The organism is Sphingomonas cynarae, assembly GCF_039537815.1.
GTDB lineage: Bacteria > Pseudomonadota > Alphaproteobacteria > Sphingomonadales > Sphingomonadaceae > Sphingomonas > Sphingomonas cynarae.
This window is the reverse complement of record NZ_BAABBF010000001.1, coordinates 86,064-109,046: the sequence shown is the minus strand read 5'-3', so window position 1 is coordinate 109,046 and position 22,983 is coordinate 86,064. Positions and strand designations below refer to the sequence as shown.

The 22,983-nt window shown below is 66.2% G+C and carries 18 protein-coding genes and 2 pseudogenes; 6 read left to right on the top strand and 14 right to left on the bottom strand.

Going from position 1 to position 22,983, the window contains the following annotated elements:
• Positions 1 to 89 precede the first annotated feature (89 nt).
• Complete coding sequence (gene pepN / locus ABD719_RS00485) at positions 90 to 2,720, top strand: aminopeptidase N (RefSeq protein ID WP_344691219.1); 2,631 nt, start codon at positions 90 to 92, stop codon at positions 2,718 to 2,720.
• A 436-nt stretch (positions 2,721 to 3,156) separates the two neighbouring features.
• Positions 3,157 to 3,771 (top strand): cell wall hydrolase, encoded by a 615-nt coding sequence (locus ABD719_RS00480; protein WP_344691217.1) that lies wholly within the window; start codon positions 3,157 to 3,159, stop codon positions 3,769 to 3,771.
• Between the two features lie 4 nt (positions 3,772 to 3,775).
• Here the strand turns inward: ABD719_RS00480 and ABD719_RS00475 are convergent, their stop codons facing one another.
• The 8 genes from ABD719_RS00475 to ABD719_RS00440 form a co-directional block, all read right to left on the bottom strand.
• On the bottom strand, positions 3,776 to 4,126 hold the full coding sequence (locus tag ABD719_RS00475; RefSeq protein ID WP_344691215.1) for a hypothetical protein: 351 nt from the start codon (positions 4,124 to 4,126) through the stop codon (positions 3,776 to 3,778).
• Positions 4,127 to 4,137: 11 nt separating this feature from the next.
• Positions 4,138 to 5,544 (bottom strand): MBOAT family O-acyltransferase, encoded by a 1,407-nt coding sequence (locus ABD719_RS00470; RefSeq protein ID WP_344691213.1) that lies wholly within the window; start codon positions 5,542 to 5,544, stop codon positions 4,138 to 4,140.
• Positions 5,545 to 6,861: a GDSL-type esterase/lipase family protein gene (locus ABD719_RS00465; RefSeq protein WP_344691211.1), complete on the bottom strand. Its 1,317-nt coding sequence runs from the start codon at positions 6,859 to 6,861 to the stop codon at positions 5,545 to 5,547.
• On the bottom strand, positions 6,858 to 7,865 hold the full coding sequence (locus tag ABD719_RS00460) for an SGNH/GDSL hydrolase family protein (protein ID WP_344691210.1): 1,008 nt from the start codon (positions 7,863 to 7,865) through the stop codon (positions 6,858 to 6,860). Before ABD719_RS00460 ends, ABD719_RS00465 begins: the two co-directional genes overlap by 4 nt.
• Positions 7,866 to 8,014: 149 nt before the next feature.
• Positions 8,015 to 9,112 (bottom strand): AI-2E family transporter, encoded by a 1,098-nt coding sequence (locus ABD719_RS00455; RefSeq protein WP_344691208.1) that lies wholly within the window; start codon positions 9,110 to 9,112, stop codon positions 8,015 to 8,017.
• Positions 9,113 to 9,296: 184 nt separating this feature from the next.
• Positions 9,297 to 11,003: a flotillin family protein gene (locus tag ABD719_RS00450; RefSeq protein WP_344691206.1), complete on the bottom strand. Its 1,707-nt coding sequence runs from the start codon at positions 11,001 to 11,003 to the stop codon at positions 9,297 to 9,299.
• 31 nt (positions 11,004 to 11,034) lie between these two features.
• Positions 11,035 to 11,652 (bottom strand): OB-fold-containig protein, encoded by a 618-nt coding sequence (locus ABD719_RS00445; RefSeq protein WP_344691205.1) that lies wholly within the window; start codon positions 11,650 to 11,652, stop codon positions 11,035 to 11,037.
• Positions 11,653 to 11,960: 308 nt separating this feature from the next.
• Positions 11,961 to 12,839, bottom strand: coding sequence for an SDR family oxidoreductase (locus tag ABD719_RS00440; RefSeq protein ID WP_344691203.1), 879 nt, complete (start codon positions 12,837 to 12,839; stop codon positions 11,961 to 11,963).
• A gap of 148 nt (positions 12,840 to 12,987) precedes the next feature.
• On the opposite strand from ABD719_RS00440, the gene ABD719_RS00435 reads away from it, so the two are divergent.
• Positions 12,988 to 13,596, top strand: a complete 609-nt coding sequence (locus ABD719_RS00435; RefSeq protein WP_344691201.1) for a TetR/AcrR family transcriptional regulator — start codon at positions 12,988 to 12,990, stop codon at positions 13,594 to 13,596.
• 93 nt (positions 13,597 to 13,689) lie between these two features.
• On the opposite strand, the pseudogene ABD719_RS18645 reads toward ABD719_RS00435, so the two are convergent.
• The 5 genes and pseudogenes from ABD719_RS18645 to dctA all read right to left on the bottom strand — a co-directional run.
• Positions 13,690 to 13,797 (bottom strand): annotated as a pseudogene (locus tag ABD719_RS18645) (PEPxxWA-CTERM sorting domain-containing protein); the annotation flags it as partial.
• A gap of 87 nt (positions 13,798 to 13,884) precedes the next feature.
• Positions 13,885 to 14,877 (bottom strand): annotated as a pseudogene (locus ABD719_RS00430) (NF038122 family metalloprotease); the annotation flags it as partial.
• Between the two features lie 444 nt (positions 14,878 to 15,321).
• Complete coding sequence (locus tag ABD719_RS00425; protein ID WP_344691197.1) at positions 15,322 to 16,821, bottom strand: alginate export family protein; 1,500 nt, start codon at positions 16,819 to 16,821, stop codon at positions 15,322 to 15,324.
• A 96-nt stretch (positions 16,822 to 16,917) separates the two neighbouring features.
• On the bottom strand, positions 16,918 to 18,087 hold the full coding sequence (locus ABD719_RS00420; RefSeq protein WP_344691931.1) for a mandelate racemase/muconate lactonizing enzyme family protein: 1,170 nt from the start codon (positions 18,085 to 18,087) through the stop codon (positions 16,918 to 16,920).
• Between the two features lie 29 nt (positions 18,088 to 18,116).
• Positions 18,117 to 19,430: a C4-dicarboxylate transporter DctA gene (gene dctA, locus ABD719_RS00415; protein WP_344691195.1), complete on the bottom strand. Its 1,314-nt coding sequence runs from the start codon at positions 19,428 to 19,430 to the stop codon at positions 18,117 to 18,119.
• A 171-nt stretch (positions 19,431 to 19,601) separates the two neighbouring features.
• Between dctA and ABD719_RS00410 the strand changes: the two genes are divergently transcribed.
• The 3 genes from ABD719_RS00410 to ABD719_RS00400 all read left to right on the top strand — a co-directional run bounded on the left by ABD719_RS00410 (position 19,602) and on the right by ABD719_RS00400 (position 21,764).
• Positions 19,602 to 20,585 (top strand): LysR family transcriptional regulator, encoded by a 984-nt coding sequence (locus ABD719_RS00410; protein WP_344691193.1) that lies wholly within the window; start codon positions 19,602 to 19,604, stop codon positions 20,583 to 20,585.
• A 20-nt stretch (positions 20,586 to 20,605) separates the two neighbouring features.
• Positions 20,606 to 20,788, top strand: a complete 183-nt coding sequence (locus ABD719_RS00405; RefSeq protein ID WP_344691191.1) for a hypothetical protein — start codon at positions 20,606 to 20,608, stop codon at positions 20,786 to 20,788.
• A gap of 598 nt (positions 20,789 to 21,386) precedes the next feature.
• Positions 21,387 to 21,764, top strand: a complete 378-nt coding sequence (locus ABD719_RS00400) for a response regulator (protein ID WP_344691189.1) — start codon at positions 21,387 to 21,389, stop codon at positions 21,762 to 21,764.
• 34 nt (positions 21,765 to 21,798) lie between these two features.
• Here ABD719_RS00400 and ABD719_RS00395 read toward each other — a convergent pair whose 3' ends face one another.
• Positions 21,799 to 22,962 carry a sensor histidine kinase gene (locus ABD719_RS00395; protein WP_344691187.1) on the bottom strand — a complete coding sequence of 388 codons (1,164 nt, stop codon included), beginning with the start codon at positions 22,960 to 22,962 and terminating at the stop codon, positions 21,799 to 21,801.
• Between the last annotated feature and the right edge of the window lie 21 nt (positions 22,963 to 22,983).

Genomic DNA, 22,983 nt, shown 5'->3' with positions numbered 1-22,983 from the left:
TTACCGATCGGGCCTTGCCGATCGAGGCAGGGTGGTAACCCGATCACGAACTCGGTGGAACCCTTCTCCCGCTCGTCTATATTCGTGTCATGGATATTCAGCACAGCGTTGCCCAGCCCCCCCTCTCGCCCGCTCCCCAGCCGATGGTGATCCGGCGCGAGGATTACCGCCCGCCGGCCTGGCTGGTGCCCGAGGTGCGGCTGGACTTCGATCTGGATGCCGCGGCGACGCGGGTGCGGGCGCGGTTGAGCGTGACGCGCAACGGCGCGGACGGCGAGCCGCTGCGGCTGGACGGGGCGGGGCAGGTGCCGTTGTCGGTGACGGTCGATGGCGTCGCGATCGACGACTGGCGGCTGGAGGGCGAGCAACTGGTCGTGCCGCTGGCGGGCGCAGCCCACGTCGTCGAGACCGAGGTGGAGATCGCGCCCGACCACAACACGCAATTGATGGGGCTCTATGCCTCGGGCGGTATCCTCTGCACGCAATGCGAGGCGGAGGGATTTCGCCGGATCACCTATTTCCCCGACCGGCCCGATGTGCTCAGCCGCTACACGGTGCGGATGACGGCGGATGCCGCGCGCTATCCGGTGCTGCTGGCGAACGGCGATCCGGGGGCGACCGGCACGCTCGACGATGGTCGTCCCGGTATCCGGCATTGGGCGGAATGGCACGATCCGTTCCCCAAGCCCTCGTACCTCTTCGCGCTGGTGGCGGGCGATCTGGCGGTCAATCGCGGGTCGTTCACGACACGCAGCGGCCGCGCGGTGGAACTGGGCATCTGGGTGCGGGAGGCCGATCTGGCGCGGACCGACCATGCGCTCGACGCGCTGAAGACGTCGATGGCGTGGGACGAGCGCGTCTATGGCCGCGAATACGACCTCGACGTGTTCAACATCGTCGCGGTCGACGATTTCAACTTCGGTGCGATGGAGAACAAGGGGCTGAACATCTTCAACAGCCGCTACATCCTCGCCGATCCCGACACCGCGACCGATTATGATTACGACGGCATCGCCGCCGTCGTCGCGCACGAATATTTCCACAACTGGTCGGGCAACCGCATCACCTGCCGCGACTGGTTCCAGCTGTCGCTCAAGGAGGGGTTCACCGTCTATCGCGATCAGGGCTTCTCCGCGGATCAGGGATCGGCGGCGGTGAAGCGGATCGAGGATGTGCGGACGTTGCGCGCCGCGCAGTTCCCGGAGGATGCCGGCCCGCTGGCGCATCCGGTGCGCCCGGATGCGTATCAGGAGATCAGCAACTTCTACACCGCCACCATCTACAACAAGGGTGCCGAGCTGATCCGGATGATGGCGACGATGCTGGGGCCGGTGGCGTTCCGCGCCGGCACCGACCTGTATTTCGACCGGTTCGACGGTACGGCGGCGACCTGCGAGGATTTCGTCGCGTGTCTGGAAGAGGCGAGCGGCGTCGACCTGACGCAGTTCCGCCGCTGGTACGGACAGGCGGGCACGCCGCGCGTCTCGGCCAGCCTGAGCCACGGCGCGGGCGGCGGGCGCGCGACGCTGCGGCTGGCGCAGCGGGTGCCGGCGACGCCGGGACAGCCGGACAAGCAGCCGATGGTGCTGCCGCTGCGCTTGCGGCTGTTCGGCGCGGAGACGGGGCGGCCGCTGACCGACGAGCAACTGGTGCTGCTCGACCAGCCGGCCGCGACGATCGTGTTCGAGGCGGTGACCGAACGGCCGGTGCTGTCGATCAACCGCGGCTTTTCCGCCCCCGTGATCGTCGAGAGCGACCGGTCCGCCGCCGACCTCGCCTTTCTGAGCGCCCACGACGACGATCCCTTCGCCCGGTACGAGGCGATGCAGCAACTGATGCTCGATACGCTGGTGGCGGGCGCGATCGAGGGTAGCGCCGATTACGACGCGGTGATCGACGCGGTCGCGAACACGCTGGACGATCCCGATCTGGATGCGGCCTTCGTGGCGGAGGCGGTGATGCTGCCGTCAGAGGCGTTCGTGGGCGATCAGCTCGCGGTGGTCGATCCCGATGCGATCTTCCGTGCGCGCGAGGCGCTGCGCGGCGATCTGGCGCGGCGGCTGGAGGCGCGCTGGCGGCTGGCGTACGACCGCGCGCCGGCGGTGCCCTATGTCTATTCGCCCGACCAGAAGGGCCGGCGGCGGTTGCGCAACGTCGCGCTCGGCTATCTGGCGGCGAGCGGCGCGGGCGATGCGGCGGCGCTCGCCTTCGCGCAGTTCGGGGCGGCGGACAACATGACCGACCGGCAGGCAGCGCTAACGACGCTGGTGAACGGCGATGCGCCGGAGCGCGACGTGGCGCTGGCGGCGTTCCACGATCGCTATGCCGGCAACGGGCTGGTGCTGGACAAGTGGTTCCAGGCGCAGGCGCTGTCGGCGCGCGACGACACTACCGACCGGGTGGCGGCGCTGGCGACCCACCCCGCCTTCACGCTGGCCAACCCGAACCGGGCGCGCAGCCTGATCGGGGCGTTCGGCGCGAACCAGCGCGCGTTCCACCGCGCCGACGGGGCCGGATACCGGTTCCTGGCGGACCAGCTGATCGCGCTCGACCGGCTCAACCCGCAGACCGCGGCGAAGCTGTTGCCGCCGCTTGGCCGCTGGCGGCGGTTCGACGCGGGCCGGGCGGCGCTGATGCGGGCGGAACTGGCGCGGATCGTCGCGGTGCCCGGCCTGTCGCGCGACCTGTTCGAGCAGGCGTCGAAAAGCCTGGAAGGATAGGGCGTACCTGACGCTACGGCATGGCGACGATCGTACCGGGAAAGTAATGGATCAATAATCATTTCTGCAGCGTTCGATCGAAGTCTGGGGGACAACGTGGCGAACACCGGATCGCAGCGGTAACGGGATTCCTAAAAACTTGTGAAGATTCGTGGCCGGTTGGCGAAGCAGCCTCGGAATCAGTCGATCGCAGGAAGTTTTCTCGTTTCGGCGCAGGGCGGGAACCATTCGGCGCGGAGAATTTGACTCGGGCGGCCAGGTCGGCAATGGGGCATCCGTCCTAACCGACGCCGCTTCGTTGCGACATGCGCACAGCTGGATATCGTCGGTGAGACGTGGGGAAATTTCCACGGCCGCCTATTACCGTTGCACCTCGGCCGGGGTGAATGACCTTGCGCACATGTGATACGACCGAATGCAAAGAAGACGTTCGCTGGTGGCATTTGCCGTGCTCGCCGCCCTGGGCAGTGCCCATGTCGCGATGGCCGCCATGCCCGACAGCGTGACCCGGTTCGCCACCGCCCCGATCATCGGGGCCGACGAAGACCAGGCCACCACCCGGGAAGGGACCACCCAGGATGGGATCGTGTTCCGCCCCGCCGTCGCCACCATCGCGAACGACACGCTGGGTGCCGTCCGGCTCGACACCGGACCCGACGATATCGCGGCCGACGAAACCGACGACGAACCCGATCTCGACCGGCGCGAGGTGGAATGCATGGCCAAGGTCATCGTCCACGAAGCCGGCAACCAGCCCTATCGCGGCCAGATGGCGGTCGCGCAGGTGATCCGCACCCGGATGAAGAGCGGCGGCTTCGGCGACAGCGCCTGTGCGGTGGTCAAGCAGCGCGGCCAGTTCTTCGATGTCGATTCCTACCAGCCGTCGCGTACCGGCCAGCGGTGGAACATCGCCGTCGAGATCGCCACGGACACCTTGCAGGGCGAGGGCGACGAGGTCGTACCGGGCGCGCTGTTCTTCCATTCCGCCGGGGCGTCGATGCCGACCCGCACCCGCGTCGCCCAGATCGCCGGGCACACTTTCTACCGCTGATTGTTCAGCGCGGCTCAGCCCCGGCCTCGCCGGGCCGCTCGTTGTCGAACCGCACCGCCTCCGCCGCCTGCCATTGTTTGCGCAGCGCGGCGCGTGGTGTGTCGATCCCGTGATCGGCGGTCAGCGTCGACCATGCACGGATCGGTCCCCGCAACGGCTCGGTGATCGAGCCGGGCGGGCGTTCGTCGAACCAGCCCTGGATGGCATGAGCGTTCGTCAGCGCGAGGAACAGGGCGGCGGTGGCGATCGTGATGGTGGTCCAGCGCCACGGCCGCACGGTATCGACCGGATCGGGATCGACCGCCACCGGCGTGCCCACTTCCGCGATTTCGCCATGCTCCGCGCCGGTGGTCATCGCCGTCTCCGTCAGAATTGATAGTAGATGAAGGGCGCGACCCCTTCGGGCCGCATCGTATCGACGACGAGGATCAGCGCGCCCAGCGCCAGCCCCACCGCCGGGGCGGGCCAGCGCCGTACCCGTGCCGCCAGCGCCGGCAGCGTCGCGACGGGCAGCGCATGGATCGCGAGGCCACCGACGACCAGCGCCAGCGACAGCGGCGTCACCAGCGTGTTGCGCCAGTCCCCCACCGCCAGCGCACCGAGATAGCCGGACGCCGCCGCGATATCGGGCGCGCGGAAGAAGACCCAGCCGAGCACGACGATATGGAAGGTGACGATCACCCCGACCCAGCGCGGCGCGACGGGCCAGTGACCTGGGCGATTGCGTGTCCAGAACCGCTCGATCGCCAGCCAGCCGCCATGCAGCCCGCCCCAGATCACGAAGCCCCAACTCGCCCCGTGCCACAACCCGCCGAGCAGCATGGTGAGGAACAGGTTGAGATAGGTCCGCGCCGCGCTCCGCCGGCTGCCGCCGAGGGGAATGTAGAGGTAATCGCGCAGCCAGCTCGACAGGCTGATGTGCCAGCGCCGCCAGAAATCCTGGAGCGATGCGGCGCGATAGGGCTGGTCGAAATTGCGCGGGAAACGATAGCCGAGCAACGCCGCGAGCCCGATCGCCATGTCCGAATAGGCGGAGAAATCGCAATAGATCTGCACCGCATAGCCATAGGCGCCGATCAGCAGATCGAGGCTGGACCGGCTGGCGGGATCGAAGAACGCCGGATCGACGAGGTCGGCCGCCAGTTGCGAGGCGATCACCGCCTTCTTGAACAGGCCCCATAGGATCAGCAGCAGCGCCGCCGCCACCGCGCCGCGCGTCAGGGTCGGGCTGCGCCGGAACTGGGGCAGCAGGTCGGACGCGCGCACGATCGGCCCCGCGACCAGATGCGGGAAGAACGACATCAGCAGCATCAGGTCGAGCAGCCCGGCGGCGGGTACGCGACCTTTTCGGACATCGACGAGGTAGGAGATCGCCTGAAAGGTAAAGAACGACACGCCGACCGGCAGGACCACCTGCAACAGCGGCAGATCGCGCTCCAGCCCGAGGTCGTGGAGCAACCCGGACAGTTGCTCCAAGAAGAAACCGGCATATTTGAACCAGGCGAGGATGCCGAGATTGCCGACGATGCCGATCGTCAGCAGCGCCTTCGCAGTGCCGGGCGACCGGGCGCGGACGATGCCCTGCCCGATCGCCCAGTTGCCGAGGCCCGAGGCGAACAGCAGGGCGACGAAGCGCGGGTCCCACGCGCCGTAGAAGAACCAGCTGGCCAGCAGCAGCGCGATCTTGCGCCATTCGTTGCTGCCGTTCAGCGCCCACGCCATCAGATAGACGACGAGGAAGAACAGCGCGAAGCCGAGCGTGGGGAACAGCATCTAGTGGACGGCGGGTACGTGCAGTGTGGACGGTGCCAGCAGCGCGGCATCGAGATCGGCCTGCAACGCCTGCGCGATCGCCGCGCCGCCCCGGCTGGTGAAATGGACATGGTCGCCGCGCATCAGCGGCGCGGGATCGGTGACCCAGCGATGCGCGGTGCAGCGCCCGCCCATCGCCCGCGCCCAGTCCCAATAGGCAAGACCCAGATCGTGCGCGACGCGGCGCTGGATCGCCTGCACGCCGGCGAGCGCGGCGGTGGGCCGCCAGCCGGAGGATTGCGCGGCGGGAAGGGGCTGCACCACCTCACCCGGCCGCCGCACCGGTGGTACGGCGGTATCGATCGGCACCGCGCCGCACGCCGGGCTGGCGATGCCGCCGAGCGTCATCAGCGAAGGCGTGCGCGTCGCGCTGTCGGGCGCGCCGAGCAGCAGGATCGGCACGCCGGGGGCGAGGCGGCGGATGCGCGACACGTCGGCACGCAGCGTCCCGTCGTAGCCGGTGGGGGTAAAGCCCGGCCAGAACGCCTCGTTGGTGCCGAACGCCAGCACGATCAGGTCGGGGGCGTAGGTGCGCAGTTCGTTGGCGGCCACCACCTCGTCGGTGCGCCGGACATGCACGAACTGCGCGCCGACCGTGCCCAGGTTGGACAAGGTCACGCCGCCGCGCCCGCGCCGCTCGGTCGCCCAGGAGGTGATCGTCGCGGTGCCTGCCGCCACCGCCACCGACGCTGCCGATACCGGCGCGTCGAGGTCGATCGTGCGGCACTCGCCCTCGTCACGGTCGGCGGCGAGCGGCCAGACCTGCGACACCGCGCCGGCCGCCAGTGTCAGGGTGCCCGCGCCCGGCCGGCGCAGCGAGCAGACGGTGAAGCGGTCGAACATCTGGGCGGGCCCGTCCGCCGCGATCGTCATCGCGGCACCGAGGCGGGTGTTGGTCAGGCTGTAGCCGCTGACCCCGATCGGCGGCGCACCGGCGGGGCGATAGGCGCCGCCGAAGATGCCGTTCACGCTCCACCCGTCCGACATGCCGGCGGTGACGCCGCGCGTCAGATAGCCGGCATAGGGGCGCCCCGGGGGCAACACGCCGCGCCCGCCGCTGCCGTAGCGGGCTTGCAACAGCGTGCGCCAGCTGCCGGTGATCTGGTCGCCGGCGGTGTGGCTGTCGCCGATCTGGACGATCCGTACCGGTTCGCCGTCCCCCTGCGCACGCGCCAGCCGGTCGACGAAGGGGCGTAGCCGCTCCGCATCGCATAGCGCGGCGATGCAGGTCTGCGGTACCGCCGCCTGCATCAGGCCGGCAACGACCAGTCCGATCATCGTGCCGCCTCGTTCGGTTGGGGGGCGGCGACGCCGGCGGCGGCGCGGGCCTTCGCTGCGAAGGCGCGGATATCGTCGGCGACACCGGCGGTCAGGCGACGATAGCCGACGCCGATCAGGTGGATGCCGTCGGGCGTGCGCATCAGCGCGGGCCGCCCGGTCTTCGCATCGGGCAGATAGGCGTTGTACCGTCCCTGCCCATCGACCGATAGCGGCCGCGTATCGACGAAGGTGACGCCCAGGCGGCGCATGTGATCGGCATAGAAGGCGTCCATGGCTTGCATGGTGGCATCCATCTGCGCGTCGCGCATCACCGGCAAGCCGATCCAGTAGACGGTCGCGCCGGTCGAGCGCGCGGTCGCGACGAACCGATCGAGGCGGTCGCCGACGATCCGCCGCCAGCTGTCGCCCAGCAGGGGGTGGAGATGGCCTTCCTCCCACATATCCTGCGCGTCGTTGGCGCCGAAGCTGATGACGGCGACGTCGACCGGATCGGCCGCCAGTTGCTCGCGCGCGCGCTGTGCCAGATCGAGCGTGTGATAGCGGGTGAAGCCGGTCGCCTCCTTGCTGAAGCGCAGCACGTCGTAGCCCTGATCGCGGGGCAACTGGTAATAGAGCGCCTCGAACATGCCGTTGCCGATGCTGTCGCCGAACACGCCGACGCGGATGCGCCCGTCCGCCTTCACCCGCGCCAGCACGCGGGGATCGATCGCGGTAGGGCCGGAAGTAGCGGGGACGGATGGCGGTGTCGCGGCGGGCGGCGTGGTGGGGGCATCGTCGGTGGCGGGGACGGTCACGGCGGGGGTAGTCGCCATGACGGGCGCCGTCACCGGTGGCGATGTGTGGAAGGATACGCCGACCGCGAAGCCCGCGACCAGCCCGACGAACAGCACCGCCGTCCGGTCGGCGATCGGGCGGGGGGTGGAGGACGATGGCCCGGGAGAGGATGGGGTGTCGGCTGGGTGCTGGCCGGGACGCTCGTCGGGCAGATCGAAATGGGTCACGCGGGCTTCTGTCGTGGGACGGAGGGGGCAAAGCCCCGATCGGCTGACATCAACCTCGCCGGGGCACCGGCCCGCCACAGCAGGGCGCCGGCCCCTTGGCAAGGGGCCGGCACGGTATCGCGCGAATAAACGATCCCGGCTTCAGCCGGTCACGATCGCGTCGGTCGATCGTCCGCGATGTCGGCTGGCGTCATGCCGCGCCGCTGCTCTGTCAGAATCTGCCAGCCGGTAATGAACAGGGCACCCGCCAGCGGGCCGATGACGATGCCGCTGAGGCCGAGCAGGTCGATCCCGCCCAGCGTCGTCACCAGCACCAGCCAGTCGGGGATGCCGGTGTCACGACCGACCAGGATCGGCCGCAACACGTTGTCGGCCAGCCCGATCACCAGCACGCCCGATGCGACGACCACCGCCGCCTGCCAGACCGCACCGGTCGCCAGCAGATAGATGGCCACCGGCGCCCAGATGATCGCCGGGCCGATTGCAGGCAACAATGCCGCAATCGCCATCAGCATCCCCCACAGCAACGCGGCGGGCAATCCGACGATCCAGAAGGTCGCCGCGCCCAGCGCACCCTGCACCAGCGCGACGACGCCCGATCCCTTGATCGTGGCGCGCACCACCGCGACGAACTTGTCGGCGATCCGCTGCGCCGTGGCGGGCTCCAGCGGCAGCGCGGCGATCACCGCCGGCCCGATCCGGTCGCCGTCGCGCAGCAGAAAGAAGGTGACGTACAGCCCGACGCCGAACGCCAACAGGAACGACGCGGCGTTCGCCCCGATCGAGAAAGCCTGCCGCGCCAGCGTGCTGGCGCTGCTGCCGACCGCCTGCGAAATCTGTGCCTGCGCGCGTTCGAAACTGCCGAAGCCGGCCCCGTCGAGCAACCGCTGCAACCGGGTCGGCAGGGCATCGTGGACCTGCTGGAAATAGGCGGCGAAGTTGATCTGGCCGCTGCGCATCTGGGTATAGACGCCCGCCGCCTGATCGACGACCAGACTGGCGATCACCAGCGCCGGGATCACCACCGCCACGGTGATGATGAGCAGCGCGACCGCCGCCGCGCTGTTGCGCCGATCGGGCCAGCGGTTCAGCAGCCAGCGGTACAGCGGCTGGAACAGCAACGCCGCCAGCGCCGCCCACAACAGCGCGCCGATGAAGCTGAACACGACCGCGATCAGCGCGATCGTCGCCAGCAGCACATAGAGGATCAGGCCGCCATTCTCGACCCTGGTCCGGTTCACCGCCACGTTATCGTCTTCCTTCCCTGTTGCCGTCCGCCCCGCCGCATGCCGCGCACGACACAAGGCCCGCGCATCGCCCCGGAGGGGGGCGACGGGCGGACATCAAGCCGGCGATACCGCGACGGGCGATGCCTGCGCATCCCCGATCCTGCCCCAACGCGGCGTGGCGCCTTCGGGTTGCCGGCCGCGATCAGGCGGGTGCGTCGGCCCGGTCGGGGGACGGCGTAGGGGCGGGCGTGGCCGGGCGGCCGCTGCCGGCGAGGATGCCGTCCATCGATGCGCCGTTCATGCCGATTTCCGCCATCAGCCCGTCGATCAACGGCCCACCGACGCGGTAGCGCATCGCCGCCGCGACCGCGGCATCGGCGAGGTTGCCGGTCGCGCCGGCCGGCTCCCCGCCGCCCGCGCTGCCGTCACCGTGCAGCCCCCGTGCGTCGAGGATGCTGATCCGGTCGATATTCTCCATCGGCTTGGCCGCCGCCGCGATGATCGCGGGCAGCGCGTCCAGCATCGCACGGCGCACCAGCAGCGCGGTCTGCGCATCGTTCAGGATGTTGGTCGCCTCGTTGAGCGAGGCCTGACCCGCCGCATCGACGCGGAACGCGGCCTCGCGCCCCTCGGCCCGTGCCTTTTCCGCATCCGCCTCCGCGGTCGCCTCCGTCCGGAGCGCGACGGCGCGTGCTTCGGCCGCCTCCTTCTCGGCATTGGCGGCGACGGTGATGCCTACCGCCTCCTCCTGCGCGCGCTGGGTGGCGGCGATGACCGCGACGTTCTTGTTGCGGTTGGCGATTTCGGTCGCCTTGGCGGTGGCGACGCTTTCCTCCGCCCGCACCGCGAGCGCACGCGCCTCGTTGGCAGCGGCGGTGGCGGTCGATTCCTCCTCGGATTTCTGCGCGGTCTGCACCGCCGTGGTGATGCGGGCGATCTCGATCGTGCGGTCGCGCTCGATCGTCGCGGTCTGGATCGCGCCGTCGCGCGCGATCGTCGCCGTCCTGACGACCTTGTCCGCCTCGGTCTGGGCGACGGTCTGTGCCTGGGTGGCGGTGATGCGTGCGATTTCGGCGAGGCGGGTCTGTTCGGCCTCGGCGGTGGCGATCGCGGTCGCCTGTTCGGCGCGGCGGGCGGACAATGTCTGCTCCTGCGTCAGCCGCGCCTGTTCGGCCGCCTGCGCGATGTCGAGCGACTGGTTGTTCGCCTCCAGATTGCGCTGCTCGATCTCGACGCGGTTGGTGGCGACGATGTCGTTCCTGATCTTCTTGCGCTCCTCAATGGTGCGGGTCAGCACGGTGAGGCCCTCCGCGTCGAAGGCGTTGTTCTCGTTGAAATGCTCGAACGCGGTCTGGTCGAAATGGGTGATGCTGACCGATTCGAGCTGGAAGCCGTTCATGTCCAGATCGGTCATCAGCGCCTCCTGCACCTTCTGGATGAAGTCGGCGCGGTTGGCATGGAGATGCTCCATCGTCATCGTCGCGGCGACCGATCGGAGCGCGGAGACGAGCTTGCCGTCGAGCAGCGACTTCACCGCATCCGGGCTGTTGACCGAATCGCCCAGCGTCTGCGCGGCAGCGGCGATCGATCCGGCATCAGGCTTCACCTTGATATGGAACAGCCCGACCACATCGACGCGCAATTTGTCGAGCGTGATGAGCGCGTCCTTGTTCAAGCGCGATACCTCCAGCTTCACCGTCGTCAGGCGCACCTGCATCAGTTCGTGCAGCACCGGGATCACCATGATGCCGCCGTTCAGCACCACCTTCTCGCCCCCGAAACCGGTGCGGATCAGCGCCACGTCCTTGGTCGCGCGGCGGTAGAGGCGGGTCAGGATGATGCCGATCACCACCAGCGCGAGCAGTACGATACCGGCATAGATCAGGACGTTCAGAAACGATGCAGGCACGATGTTATCCCCCCAGATGAGTCGATACGGATCAGATCGATCGCAGCAGTGCGTGCCCGTCGGGCAGCGCGAAGAACAGCACGCCCTCACGCCGAACCAGCAGGGCGGTGTCGCCCGTGGCGAGCGCATCGTCGTCGTCGTGCGGTTCCACCATCACGACATGCGCCTGACCGTGGTCGTCGACCACGCGCGCCCGGGCCGGTGCGCCGCGTCGCGCCGTCCCCTCCAGAATCGTGCCGCGCCGGCGCAGCAAGCCATCGACAGAGATCGCCGTCGTCTCGAAGCCGGGCATCACCCGCGCGAGGCCGTTCGCGGCGACCATGTTCAGAAGCAGCCCCGCCAGCGTCGCCGCCGCCGCCGCCGCCGGCCATGCCAGCGGTGCCCCGGCCAGCGCGGTTGCGCCCTGCTGGATCGCCACGCCCGCCAGCGTGAAGCAGCCGAGCAGCGAGGTCAGCCAGATCAGGATCGGCAGTTCGCCGCCCAGCCCCAGCCAGTCGAGCACGCCGCCATCGCCCGCGCCGCCGATCTCGCCATCCAGATCGAGACTGCCCAGCCCCAGCCCGATCGCCTCGATCAGGCCGATACCGATCATCACCACGAAGGCGATCGCGAAGGGAAGATAGGGGGGCGTCAGGAACGGCGCGAACATATGGCAAGACTATCACGGGATCATCAGGTTGTCAGGGCGCCCGATCGACCCGGTGCAATCCTCGCCCATCGGCGAATCATTCGTGTAACCTTGCCCGCAACGGGCAGGGAACGGCGGCGGCAATCAGCCGAAGGCAAAGCGTTCGGGCCGCGGCACGGTAACCGGCGGATACGACGGAACCCCCGTCGTCGTCTACCTTCCGGGGATGAGCCGGTCGAACACCGGCCGCGATGTGGCGGCATGGTGGCCGGCACCGGTCCATCGTTCGGCAGGCGGGCGTGACCCGCCTGCCGATCCGTCGTGATCGTCTAGATCATCGCTTCCATGCCCATGGCCTGCAAAACGCCGTTCTGGATCGGCGCGACCGAATCGTTGATATGCTGGACGCCGTAATCCAGCCCCTCGGGCATCACGACCGTGCGCAGCGGCCGGCGCTCCGTCGCATTCACCAACGTCGCGATCGCATCGGCCACCCGTTGCGGGCGGGGCGGGTTGGCGGGGTCGAACTGCTGATCGGAATGGGCCTTGATCTGGCCGGGGATCGCCGCGACCTCACCATAGGCTTGCAGCACGGCGGCATCGGACGGTTCCGGGCTGGAGGCGATCAGGTTGCTGGGGAAGGGGCCCGGCTCGACGATCACCGAATCGATTCCGAAACTGCGCAGCTCGTATCGATAGGTTTCGGCCATGGCCTCAAGCGCGAATTTGCTGGCGGCATAGATGCCGAAGAACGGGATGGTGAACCGCCCCATCAGCGACGTGACCTGCACCAGCAGACCGCTGCCGGCGGCGCGCATGTGCGGCAGGACGGCGCGGTTGGTGCGGACCGCGCCGAACACGTTGACCGCGAACAGCCGCTCGACGTCGGCGACGGTATAGGCTTCGGTCACGCCGATCGGCATCAGTCCGGCATTGTTGACCAGCACGTCGATGCGACCGTGCTGCGCGACGACGCTGGCGATGGCCGCATCGACCGATGCGTCGTCGGTTACGTCCATCTCCAAGACGTGGAGTGGATTGCCCCCGGCCCTGGCGGTATCGATCAGTTCGTCACGGACCGCGCTGTTGCGCCCCCCGGCGTCGCGCATCGTCGCGACGACGGTATGACCCTGCCGCGCGAGTTCCAGCGCCGTGAGCTTGCCGAACCCGCTGCTCGCGCCGGTCACGACCACAATCTTGTCACCCATACCCAATTCCGTCCATTCATCGAGGAATGGACGGGAGATAGACAGACCTGTCTGTTTTTGTAAATGGCAAATGAACGGCCCGGTTCTTCCGTGCGTTCGTGGCGGGATGAAGGATGGAATGGCCGACAGGAAAGGGATACACGGCGACATGCAGCGCCTGATCGATTCCGACGACCGGCCGCTTGCGGGCCTGCCCCCGCGCGAGCGTATCCTGAAGACCGCGTCCGACCTGTTCTACCGGTCCAGCATCCACACCGTCGGCATCGACCGGATCATCGCCGAAAGCGGCGTGGCCAAGATGACCTTCTACAAGCATTTCCCGTCGAAGGCGCGGCTGATCGCCGAGTATATGCAGGGCCAGACTGCGGTCTGGCTGCAGATGCTGGCGACCGCGATCGAGCGCCCCGGCCTGTCATCGGTCGGGCGCGTGCAGGCGATCTTCGACGCGCTCGACGGATCGTTCCGGCAGCCGCCGTTTCGCGGGTGCCCCTTCGTCAAGGGAATGGCCGAGTTCGGCCCCGATGCGGATACGCCCGAGATCAAGGCAGCGATCGCTCGCTATTTCCAAAGCCTGCACGATCTCGTTGCAGCCCTGATCGCCCCGCTTGACCTGATCGATCCCGACAAGGCGGTTTTGCAGGTCCTGTCGCTGATACAAGGCGCGATCGTCATGGCGCAGGCGATGCCGGATGGCGATATCGCCGCGGCCAACCGCAACGCCGCCGGGATATTGCTGGAAACCGCGCCCGCGCGGTAAATCCAGCGCGGCATCCCGATCCGGCTGGTCAATGTAAGTATCAGCCGGCACCTGCCATCGCGACAGGTGCCGGCCATGGTTATCGGCGACTGATCAGATCGCTATGGTGACGCGGATAGACCGTGGCCGCCGGCGCATCACTCCGCCGACCAGACCGAAGCCTGCGATCATCATCGTCCAGGTCGACGGCTCGGGCACGGCCGAGTTGAACCAGGTCGCAATGTCGCGGGTGGTCTGGAAATAGCCATTGTCCTTGCCGAGGACATCGACGCTGACATTGTATCCGATCGCGTCGAACGCGGCGAGATCGAGCGCGGTGACGGCGAAAGTATTGCCACCGCAGATACGGGCATCCATCACGCCGTTATACGGGTTGCAGCCGGGCGACCATTTCCAGTGCGAGACCGAACTGCCGTCGCCATTCTGCGAGCCGGTCGCGAACAGGTTATTCTTGAACGCGGTCGCGCCGCCATCGAACGAGAAATAGGACGCGGTACCGACCGAGAGGTCGAGCGCGGCGCCCGCACCCGGCGCCACGCCGGTGGGGTCCGTGCTGTAACGGAACATGTCCAACGCGGTGTTCAGGGCATATTCGTTGAAGTTCAGGGTATTGCCGAAATCACGTACGGGGCCATTCGGCGCACCGTAGAAATCGGCATATTCCAGCCCGGACGTGAAGCCGAGGGCATGGCCCATCTCATGAAGCACCACGCTCAGGAAATCGACTTTTCCCGCTTCCAGTCCGTTCGAGGAGTCGAAATCATAGGCCGGCGCGCTGTTGAAGAAGATATTGCCGTCAAGCTGATCGGGATTATCCGACCCGTAAAAGGCTTCGCCGCCAATGGCGCGGGTCAGGGCCGTGCTGATGTTCAGGAACCGGTTATTGTTCGCCTGGGAGCCATCGACATCGTTATCGAACATGCGGGTGGCGGTATCGATGCCAAAACCGTTTGCCCCCGTCCCATTCTTGATGAAGGCGGCAGCGCCGTTCGTCAGGGTCGGCAGGACGACGGTCTGGTCCAGCAGCGAGTTGCTCCGCGATGCCGTTACCCGGCTCTGCCAGTCGGCGACTGAATATGTCATGCCAACCGGGCCGGCTTCGCCGAGATTGCCGGATGCCAGCGGTCCGAAACTCACCGCGAACCTGATATCGACATCGTTCGTCAGCATAGCGCCATAATAGGCGGCCGCCGTCTGATAGACGCGTTCCGCCGCGGACCCCGTCACGCCGCCCCGATCGACAAGGATGATATTCGCCGCATGGGCATTGGACGCCAGCATCCCGCACGCCAATGCCGCACCGCACCAGAATTTCGCGATCAATTTCATGATTGCTCCCCAAAAGTATACGAAATACGATAAAGGGAAAACATCATTCCGGTTAACCATGCAAGTATTATTTTTTACGATCGACTGAATCCGTTTTCGGTACAGGTCGGTGAGCTCGATGATTGGGTAGAACAGGACGGTTTGTCGAAATATTTGCAACTTATGCCTACTAAGGAGATGCGTGATTTCGCTACCACTGTCTGTGATATTTTGTGTCAGCTCTGCTGTCGCAGGCTACCGTGGCGCATAATAGGCATCTGACATGACCTATAGTGGTGGTGCAGCGCCGTGATCGATCCGGTATATTGTCCGATATCCGAATAACAGTAACCACTGTGATACGGGACCTGATGAAACGGCGATCACCCCTTGCGGAGGGGCGAAAGTCGATCCGTACTAGAAGCGGAAACTAGCCCACAAGGCGGCGTAGGATGAATCGCGATACCCCGCCGTCTTCAGCCCGTTTCTGGCGAAGCCGTGTTCGAGGCGGCCGGTCAGCGACAATCGGGGACTGACCGTCCAGATCGCCTGCAATCGAGCCACGTCGACGGTCCGCCGCCCGCCGGTACCGGCCGTTCCCGTGAAGGGCGTGCCATTCGCACGGTATACCGCGTCGTCCGTCGTTTCGCGCCAGGTGAACTGATACTCGCCGGTTACGCGCAGCGCCTTCGTGGGCAAGATAGTAAGGCTCGGTGCGATCGCGATCAGGTTGGTCGGCGTCAGAAAGCCTTGATAACTGTAGTAGATGTTGTTCCCATAGGGCGCGAAGGCGTTCCTCAGCTTGCCCCTGTCATAAGCGCCGCCGCCGGTCGCATAGTCGAAATGGAGGCCGAGCCGCGGTGCGTTGTTCGCCTTGCCCAGACGATAGGTCCCGGCCAGCAGTACCTGCCATGCGTCCAGTTCCCGGTCGCCATAGCGGCCACCCTGATGATTGGCCGTCCAGTCGATCGTGACGGGGCCGGCTTCGCCCCACAGATGCGCGCCGACATAGACGCGTTCCTCGCGCGCCGTCTCGGTTCCCCAGGCGACCGTGCGGTTGCGCAGGCGCCAGACGAATGGGTCGAAATACAGCTTCGACCCGCCGAACAACTGCTTCGGCAGGACGATCCCGGTGGTGATGCCGCTGAACCGGCGGCCCCAGTCGACCGGATCGTCGCCGATCCCGCCATTGCCATAGGTCGTGTAATAGAGATCGAACGCGTCCGCGCGCAGCCGCGATCCGCGTGCCCATGCGCGCACGCCGGTCAGGCTGGTCTGCACGGTGTTGTTGTCGCGGTTGGCCAGCAACAGGTTCGATCCGTCGATGAAGACCTGTCGGCCGACGCGGGCGCCGACATCGACCTGCCCGACTTGCGCGGTGCCGTCGACGAACGCCTGCTGGAGCAACAGCCCGTTCGACAATGTCCCTGACGGCGACCCGATGTTCTTGCCGTCCATCGGCCCGCGCGCGAGTTCCCCATAAGCGCGGAAATGCTCACCGACATGCAGGTCCGCGCCCAGGAAGATGCGATAGCTGTCCTGCCGCTGATGTTCCGCCTTCCGTCCCTGCGGGTTGGAGAAGTAATTGACCCGCGCGCGCAGTTCGCCAGACAGGGTCAGATACACGTCGTCGGAACCGATCGGGATGTACTTCAACCGGTCGAGAAGGCCGTCGCGCTTTGCCGGGTCGCGCATCCTGCGCCAGTCCTCTGCCCAGCGCAGCGGGTTGTAGCCCTGCTGCGTGTTGCCGTCGCCGGCGGCGGCATCGGGGTAAGGAGCGGCGACGGGTGTCGCCGGCACCTGCGTGTTGCGCGCCTCGATGGCAGAGGGGGGACCTTCCTGCGCTGAAGCGGGGTGGGTGGCGGTCAGGCCCAGGATCGCGAAGCCGTAGCCTCGCATCGGGGATAGCCGGTTCATGCAATGCCTCTCTGCCGTCCAAATTACGCTGGACGATCATATACATACTCGGAACGGGCATGGCAGGGCGGCCGTGCGCCGCCCTGCCGATACCGGTCATTCCGCCAGTTCGCGCATCACCTTGATCAGATCGGACTTGCCCTCGAAACCGATGCCGGGGATGTCGGGCATGGTGATGTGGCCGTCGATCACCTTCACCCCGTCCGGGAACCCGCCATAGGGCTGGAACAGGTCGGGATAGCTCTCATTGCCGCCCAGCCCCAGACCGGCGGCGATGTTCAGCGACATCTGGTGCCCGCCATGCGGCACGCAGCGCGACGGCGACCAGCCGAACTGCTTCAGCACGTCCAGCGTGCGAAGATATTCGACCAGGCCATAGGACAGGGCGCAATCGAATTGCAGCCAGTCGCGATCGGGACGCATCCCGCCATGGCGCAACAGGTTGCGTGCGTCCTGATGCGAGAACAGGTTCTCGCCGGTCGCCATCGGACCCGGATAATATTCGGAGATCGCCGCCTGCAACGAATAGTCGAGGGGGTCGCCGATCTCCTCATACCAGAACAGCGGATAGTCGCGCAGCATCTTGGCATAGGCGATGCCGGTTTCGAGGTCGAAGCGGCCATTGGCGTCGACTGCCAGTTGCGCCTGCGACCCGATCTCGTTCAGCACCGCCTCGATCCGGCCGCGGTCTTCCTCGATCGACGCGCCGCCGATCTTCATCTTCACGACATTGTAGCCGCGATCCAGATAGCCGCGCATCTCGGCGCACAGCGCACTGTTGTCCTTGCCGGGATAGTAGTATCCGCCTGCCGCATAGACGAACACGCGCGGATTGGCCTCGCGGTGATGGCGCTCGGCGAGCAGGCGGAACAGCGGCTTGCCCTCGATCTTCGCGACCGCATCCCAGATCGCCATGTCGAGCGTACCGACCGCGACCGATCGTTCGCCGTGGCCACCGGGCTTTTCGTTGGTCATCATCGCCGCCCAGATCTTGTGCGGATCGAGATTGTCGCGATTGTCGTCGAGCAGGCTTTCCGGCGCCGCTTCCAGAATCCGGTCGCGGAAGCGTTCCCGGATCAGGCCGCCCTGGCCGTAGCGGCCGTTCGAGTTGAAGCCGTAGCCGACGACGCGCCGGCCGTCGCGGACCACGTCGGTGACGACCGCGACCAGGCTGGCGGTCATCTTGCTGAAATCGATATAGGCGTTGCGGATGGGGGAGGCGATGGGTTGCGTGATTTCGCAGACGTCGATGATGCGCATGGGAATGCTCCTCTATTGATGATGGTGGACGGGTATCAGTGGGTGTCCGCCGGACCGGCGGGGTGGAGGGTGATGCTGGCCGGTTGTTCGCCCTTTTGTTCGGCGATCACGGCCTTGACGGTGTCGGTATCCAGCGCGCCTTCCCACTTCGCGATGGCGATGGTGGCGACGCCGTTGCCGATCAGGTTGGTGACGGCGCGCGCCTCGTTCATGAAGCGATCGACGCCGAGCAGCAGGACGAGGCCGGCGGCGGGGATGTCGGGGAAGGTCGACAGGGTGGCCGCCAGCGTGACGAACCCCCCGCCCGCGACCCCGGCCGACCCCTTCGACGTCAGCAGCAGCACGCCGAGGATCACGATCTGGTGCCACAGGGTCAGCGGCGTGTTGGTTGCCTGTGCGATGAAGATCGCCGCCATCGTCAGGTAGATGCAGGTGCCGTCGGCGTTGAAGGTATAGCCGGTCGGCAGGACGAGGCCGACGACGGGCTTGGCGACGCCCAGCCGTTCCAGCTTCGCCATCATCCGCGGCAGCACCGCCTCCGTCGAACAGGTGGCGAAGGTGACGAGCAGCTCGTCCTTGAAATAGCGGAAGAACTGCAACAGCGGGAAGCCGGCCCAGCGCGCGACGGTGCCGATCACGAACACCACGAAGACGACCGACGTCAGGTAGACCGCCAGCATCAGGTGGCCGAGGCCCCAGAGCGAGCCGAGCCCGTGCTTGCCGATCGTATAGGCGACGCCTGCGCCCGCGCCGATCGGGGCCAGCTTCATCACCATGCCGACGATGCGGAACAGCGTCTGGGTCAGCGATTCGATGACCGCGGTCAGCGGCTCGCCCCGCTTGCCGATCGACACCAGCGCATAGCCGATCAGGACCGCGATCAGGATGATCTGCAACATCGCGCCCTTGGCGAAGGCATCCGCCATCGTCGTGGGGATGATGTTCAGGAAGAAATCGACGACGCCATGCTGTTCCTGCGAGGCGGGCTGGTATTTGGCGATGCCGCTGGCATCCAGCGTCGATACGTCGATGTTCATGCCGACGCCCGGCTTCATGACGTTGACGACGACGAGGCCGATGACGAGCGCGAGGGTGGAGAGGATTTCGAAATAGACCAAAGCGCGGACGCCGATCCGGCCGACTTCCTTGACGTTGCCCATCTTGGCGATGCCGAGGACGACGGTGCCGAAGATGATCGGCGCGAGCAGCATCTTGATCAGCTTGATGAAGCCATCGGCGAGCGGCTGGAGCGCCACCGCGACATCGGGGAACACGACACCGATCAACGCGCCAAGCGCGATGCCGATCAGTACCTGTATGTATAATTGGCCCAGCAGGCGTCGCACCATGGCTTCTCTCCGGCTCTCTCGCTAATTATGTTGTTTTCTCGTTGAGCTTGGGGTGGCAGATCGACGGAATCACGATCGTTATCAAATGCCGATGTGATTGTACGTCATGCCGAATCGGCATAATGCAGGTGGTGGCGGCATGCTCGCCGGGCGATCAGGGGAGAACAGGTCGTGCAACTGGACTGGCTGGAGGATTTTCTGGCGCTGGCCGAGGAACGCAATTTCTCCCGCGCGGCCGATCGCAGGAACGTCACCCAGCCGGCGTTCGGTCGGCGTATCCGGTCGCTCGAACAATGGGCCGGCACGCCGCTGTTCACGCGGACGAAGAGCGGCACCGATCTCAGCCCGGCGGGCGAACAGTTCCATGGCTATATCCAGGTGTCGGTGCGCGACCTGTACCGTGCGCGCGCTGCGGCGCAGGAGGTCGCGGATCAGGCAGCCTCGGTCCTGACCGTCGCCGCCACCCATGCGCTGTCCTTCACCTTTTTTCCGCACTGGATCGTCGATCATGCCCCGCACGAGCCGATCAACCTGAAGTCCGACAGCCTGCAGGCGTGCGAGCGGATGATGCAGCGGGGCGAGGCATCCTTCCTGTTGTCACACCATCATCCGCTGCTGCGTATTTCGCTGGACACGCGCGATTTCGTGCGGGTCGAGATCGGCGAGGACCTGCTGGTGCCGGTCTGCCAGCCGGATGCGGCGGGCGGGCCGCGCTGGACGCTGGACGGGGACGAGGTGCCGCATCTCGCCTATAGCGCCGAATCCGGGCTGGGTCGCATCCTCGCTGCCGACTGGGCCTCACGGAACCTGACGCCGTCGCTGGCGGTCGTGTTGCAGTCGAGGCTGGCGGCGGCGCTGCTGTCGATGGCGATCGATGGCGGGGGGGTCGCATGGGTGCCGCAGTCGCTGGCCGGATCGGCGCTGGCGGCGGGCACGATCACCTATGCCGCGGACGACCGTTACCACACGAAGGTCGCCATCACCCTGGCAAGGCCCGCCATCGCCCTGTCCGCCGTGTCCGAAACCCTGTGGACCGCCGCCTGCGGGCGGGGAAAGGCAGCGCGGGGCAGTGGCCGCCCGCCCGTTGCCGGTCTGGACGCGGGCGAGGATGCCCGTGGCGGATCGATCGACGCGGTACCACGGCACTCGACCTGATCGCCGTCACCGCGCCGCAAATGACCCGGATCGTCGTGCCCGAATCGCAGGTCGCGCTATTGCGGGCGGTGCGGAAGGGCGATGCCGGTATCCGTCCCGGTGTGCCTGTGCAGGTCAGCGTCCGGCTGCGTCCCCGTACCGCCCTGCAATATATGCTGGACCCACTGACCGAGAGCCTGTCGCGCAGCTTCGCGGAACGCTGAGGCCGTCCGCTCGCGGTGTGGCAGGACTGGTCGACCTGCATCGTCCTTCTGCCGATGCCATGCGTCGCTGCAACCTTGCGTGCTTCCATCCGGTGATGGGGGACTGTGGCTACCCGGTATAATTCCGTCGTCAGGCTTCGATCCCGGCTTGAGCGTCAGCGCTTTTCTGTCAGCGCGTTCCGCAGGGCATGCTCGTCCGGGCCGAAGCCCGCCACGAGTTGTGTCGGTCGTCGGTTTTCATCTGCAGGCGGCTTGTTGCCCGAAGGCTTCGTGAGACGGGAAAACTTACGAGTGAAACGGGCTGAAAGACAGGTGAGGCGCCACTCACCAGTAGTTGCGGCGTACGACGGACTCGCGGGAAGGGGGCACCCTTGTGCCCGGTCACACCTCATGCAGGTTTTCTGGAGTGGGCGCCGGCCTGTCCGACGCTGCTATAGATAAAACGATTGCGGGTCTGTCTCCGTTTGACGCAGTTTGACAATCGATGGTAACATACGTTTGCGACAAAAGAATTTGAGGGGATGGTTGGTTTCGTAGAGGGGTAGAACCCTCTCAACAGATGATCCACTACAGATGGCCAAAAGCAGATCGGAAGCCGATGACCGCGCCTCGCTGTGTCGTTCTCGTTGTCGATGACGAAAAGACGATCATAATACTGCTTCGGGAAGCGTTGGCCCAGATGGGTTATGATGTCATCACGGCCGATTCTGGTGATGCGGCACTGCCCATCGTCGCCAGCGCGGTAATGATAGATGTCATCGTCACGGATGTCGTCATGCCCGGCAAGGCGAACGGGTTTGATCTGATCGAGCAGGCAAAAATCCTGCGGCCCGGGATCCATACCATCGCCATGTCGGGCTATGTTGCCAAGCATGGCGACAAGATCGGGCTTGCCGACCATTTCATCCAGAAGCCGTTCACGATCCCGGTGATCGATCGGGCGCTGCAATCGCTGATGTTACAAAAATGCGCCTAGCGCGGCAGAGAGGGAAGGCGTCGCGCCGGTCCGCCTAAGATCTGGCGCCTGCGGGAATCACCAGCGTACATCTGGTTCCACCATGATAGCCGATCGTAACCTCGCCTTGTATCGCCTTGGCCAATGACGTCATCAGTTTGCTACCTTGACCCTGACCTTGACCTTCATCGATCCGGCTGCCGGCCCCACCATCGTCGACAACCGTCACCCGGATGTGATCGGCCTTGTCGGCGACATCGACCGAGATACGGCCGGGACCATCGCCAAAGGCATGCTGAAGGGCATTGGTCACCCACTCGTTGACGATCAGGCCGGCAACGACAGCGACGTCGCTCGATGCCTGGATATGATCGGCCCGGTACCGGATCGTGATGTATTCGGGCGCCGCGCCGGCGCGTAGCAGCGACACGACCCGTTCCAGATGATCCGCCAGGTCTATCGATCTGGTGTGATCCAGCTGGGCGGGAAGATCCTGGTAGACCGATGCGATCGTTTCCAGACGCGCGGCCGCCATATCCAGTTCGCGCGCTACCGCGGGATCGAGCGACGACAACGACTGATGGGCGAGCAGCCCGGCCGCGATCTGGTAATTATTCTTGGTACGGTGATCCATCTCCGCGTTGAGCAGCGACAAGGTATGTACCTGCTGTTCGCAACGGCCACGCATAACGGCAGCCGCGCGGCGATAGGATGCCGTCGCCCAGATGGTCCCGGCGAGCGCCAGTGTGGACAGGACCATGTTGGCCAGATCGGTGGAAATGCCGCCATGGGGGGAGACCCAGTTCGGGAAGACGTACTGAATGGTCAGTAGCTGACAGCCCACTGCGGCGATCGTGCCGGCGCGGCCGCCACCGACCAGCGTGGCGATCATGACCGCTGGAAAGGTCAGCACGAACGGCGCCACGCCACCGACGACGTGTTCGATCGCCAGACGTGCCGCCACGGCCCCCATGGTCGCGGCAACAGCGGTCAGGACATCAAAGGCAAAGCCATGGCGGCCGATGCGCAATGTCTGGACAGATATCGAAGCCATTTCGTTCAATATGCCCCCGCCCTGCGAGTCACGACGACCCTGTCTTTGCCGTTTGCCGGTGACATCAGAAATATTGTCTAAATGGGCCGAACGGTCAAATTTTACCTTCGAAAGATCTATACGATCGACCGATATGGGTCGATCATGACGAAGTATCGCCGACATGAAATGCCGCCGGGATATCCC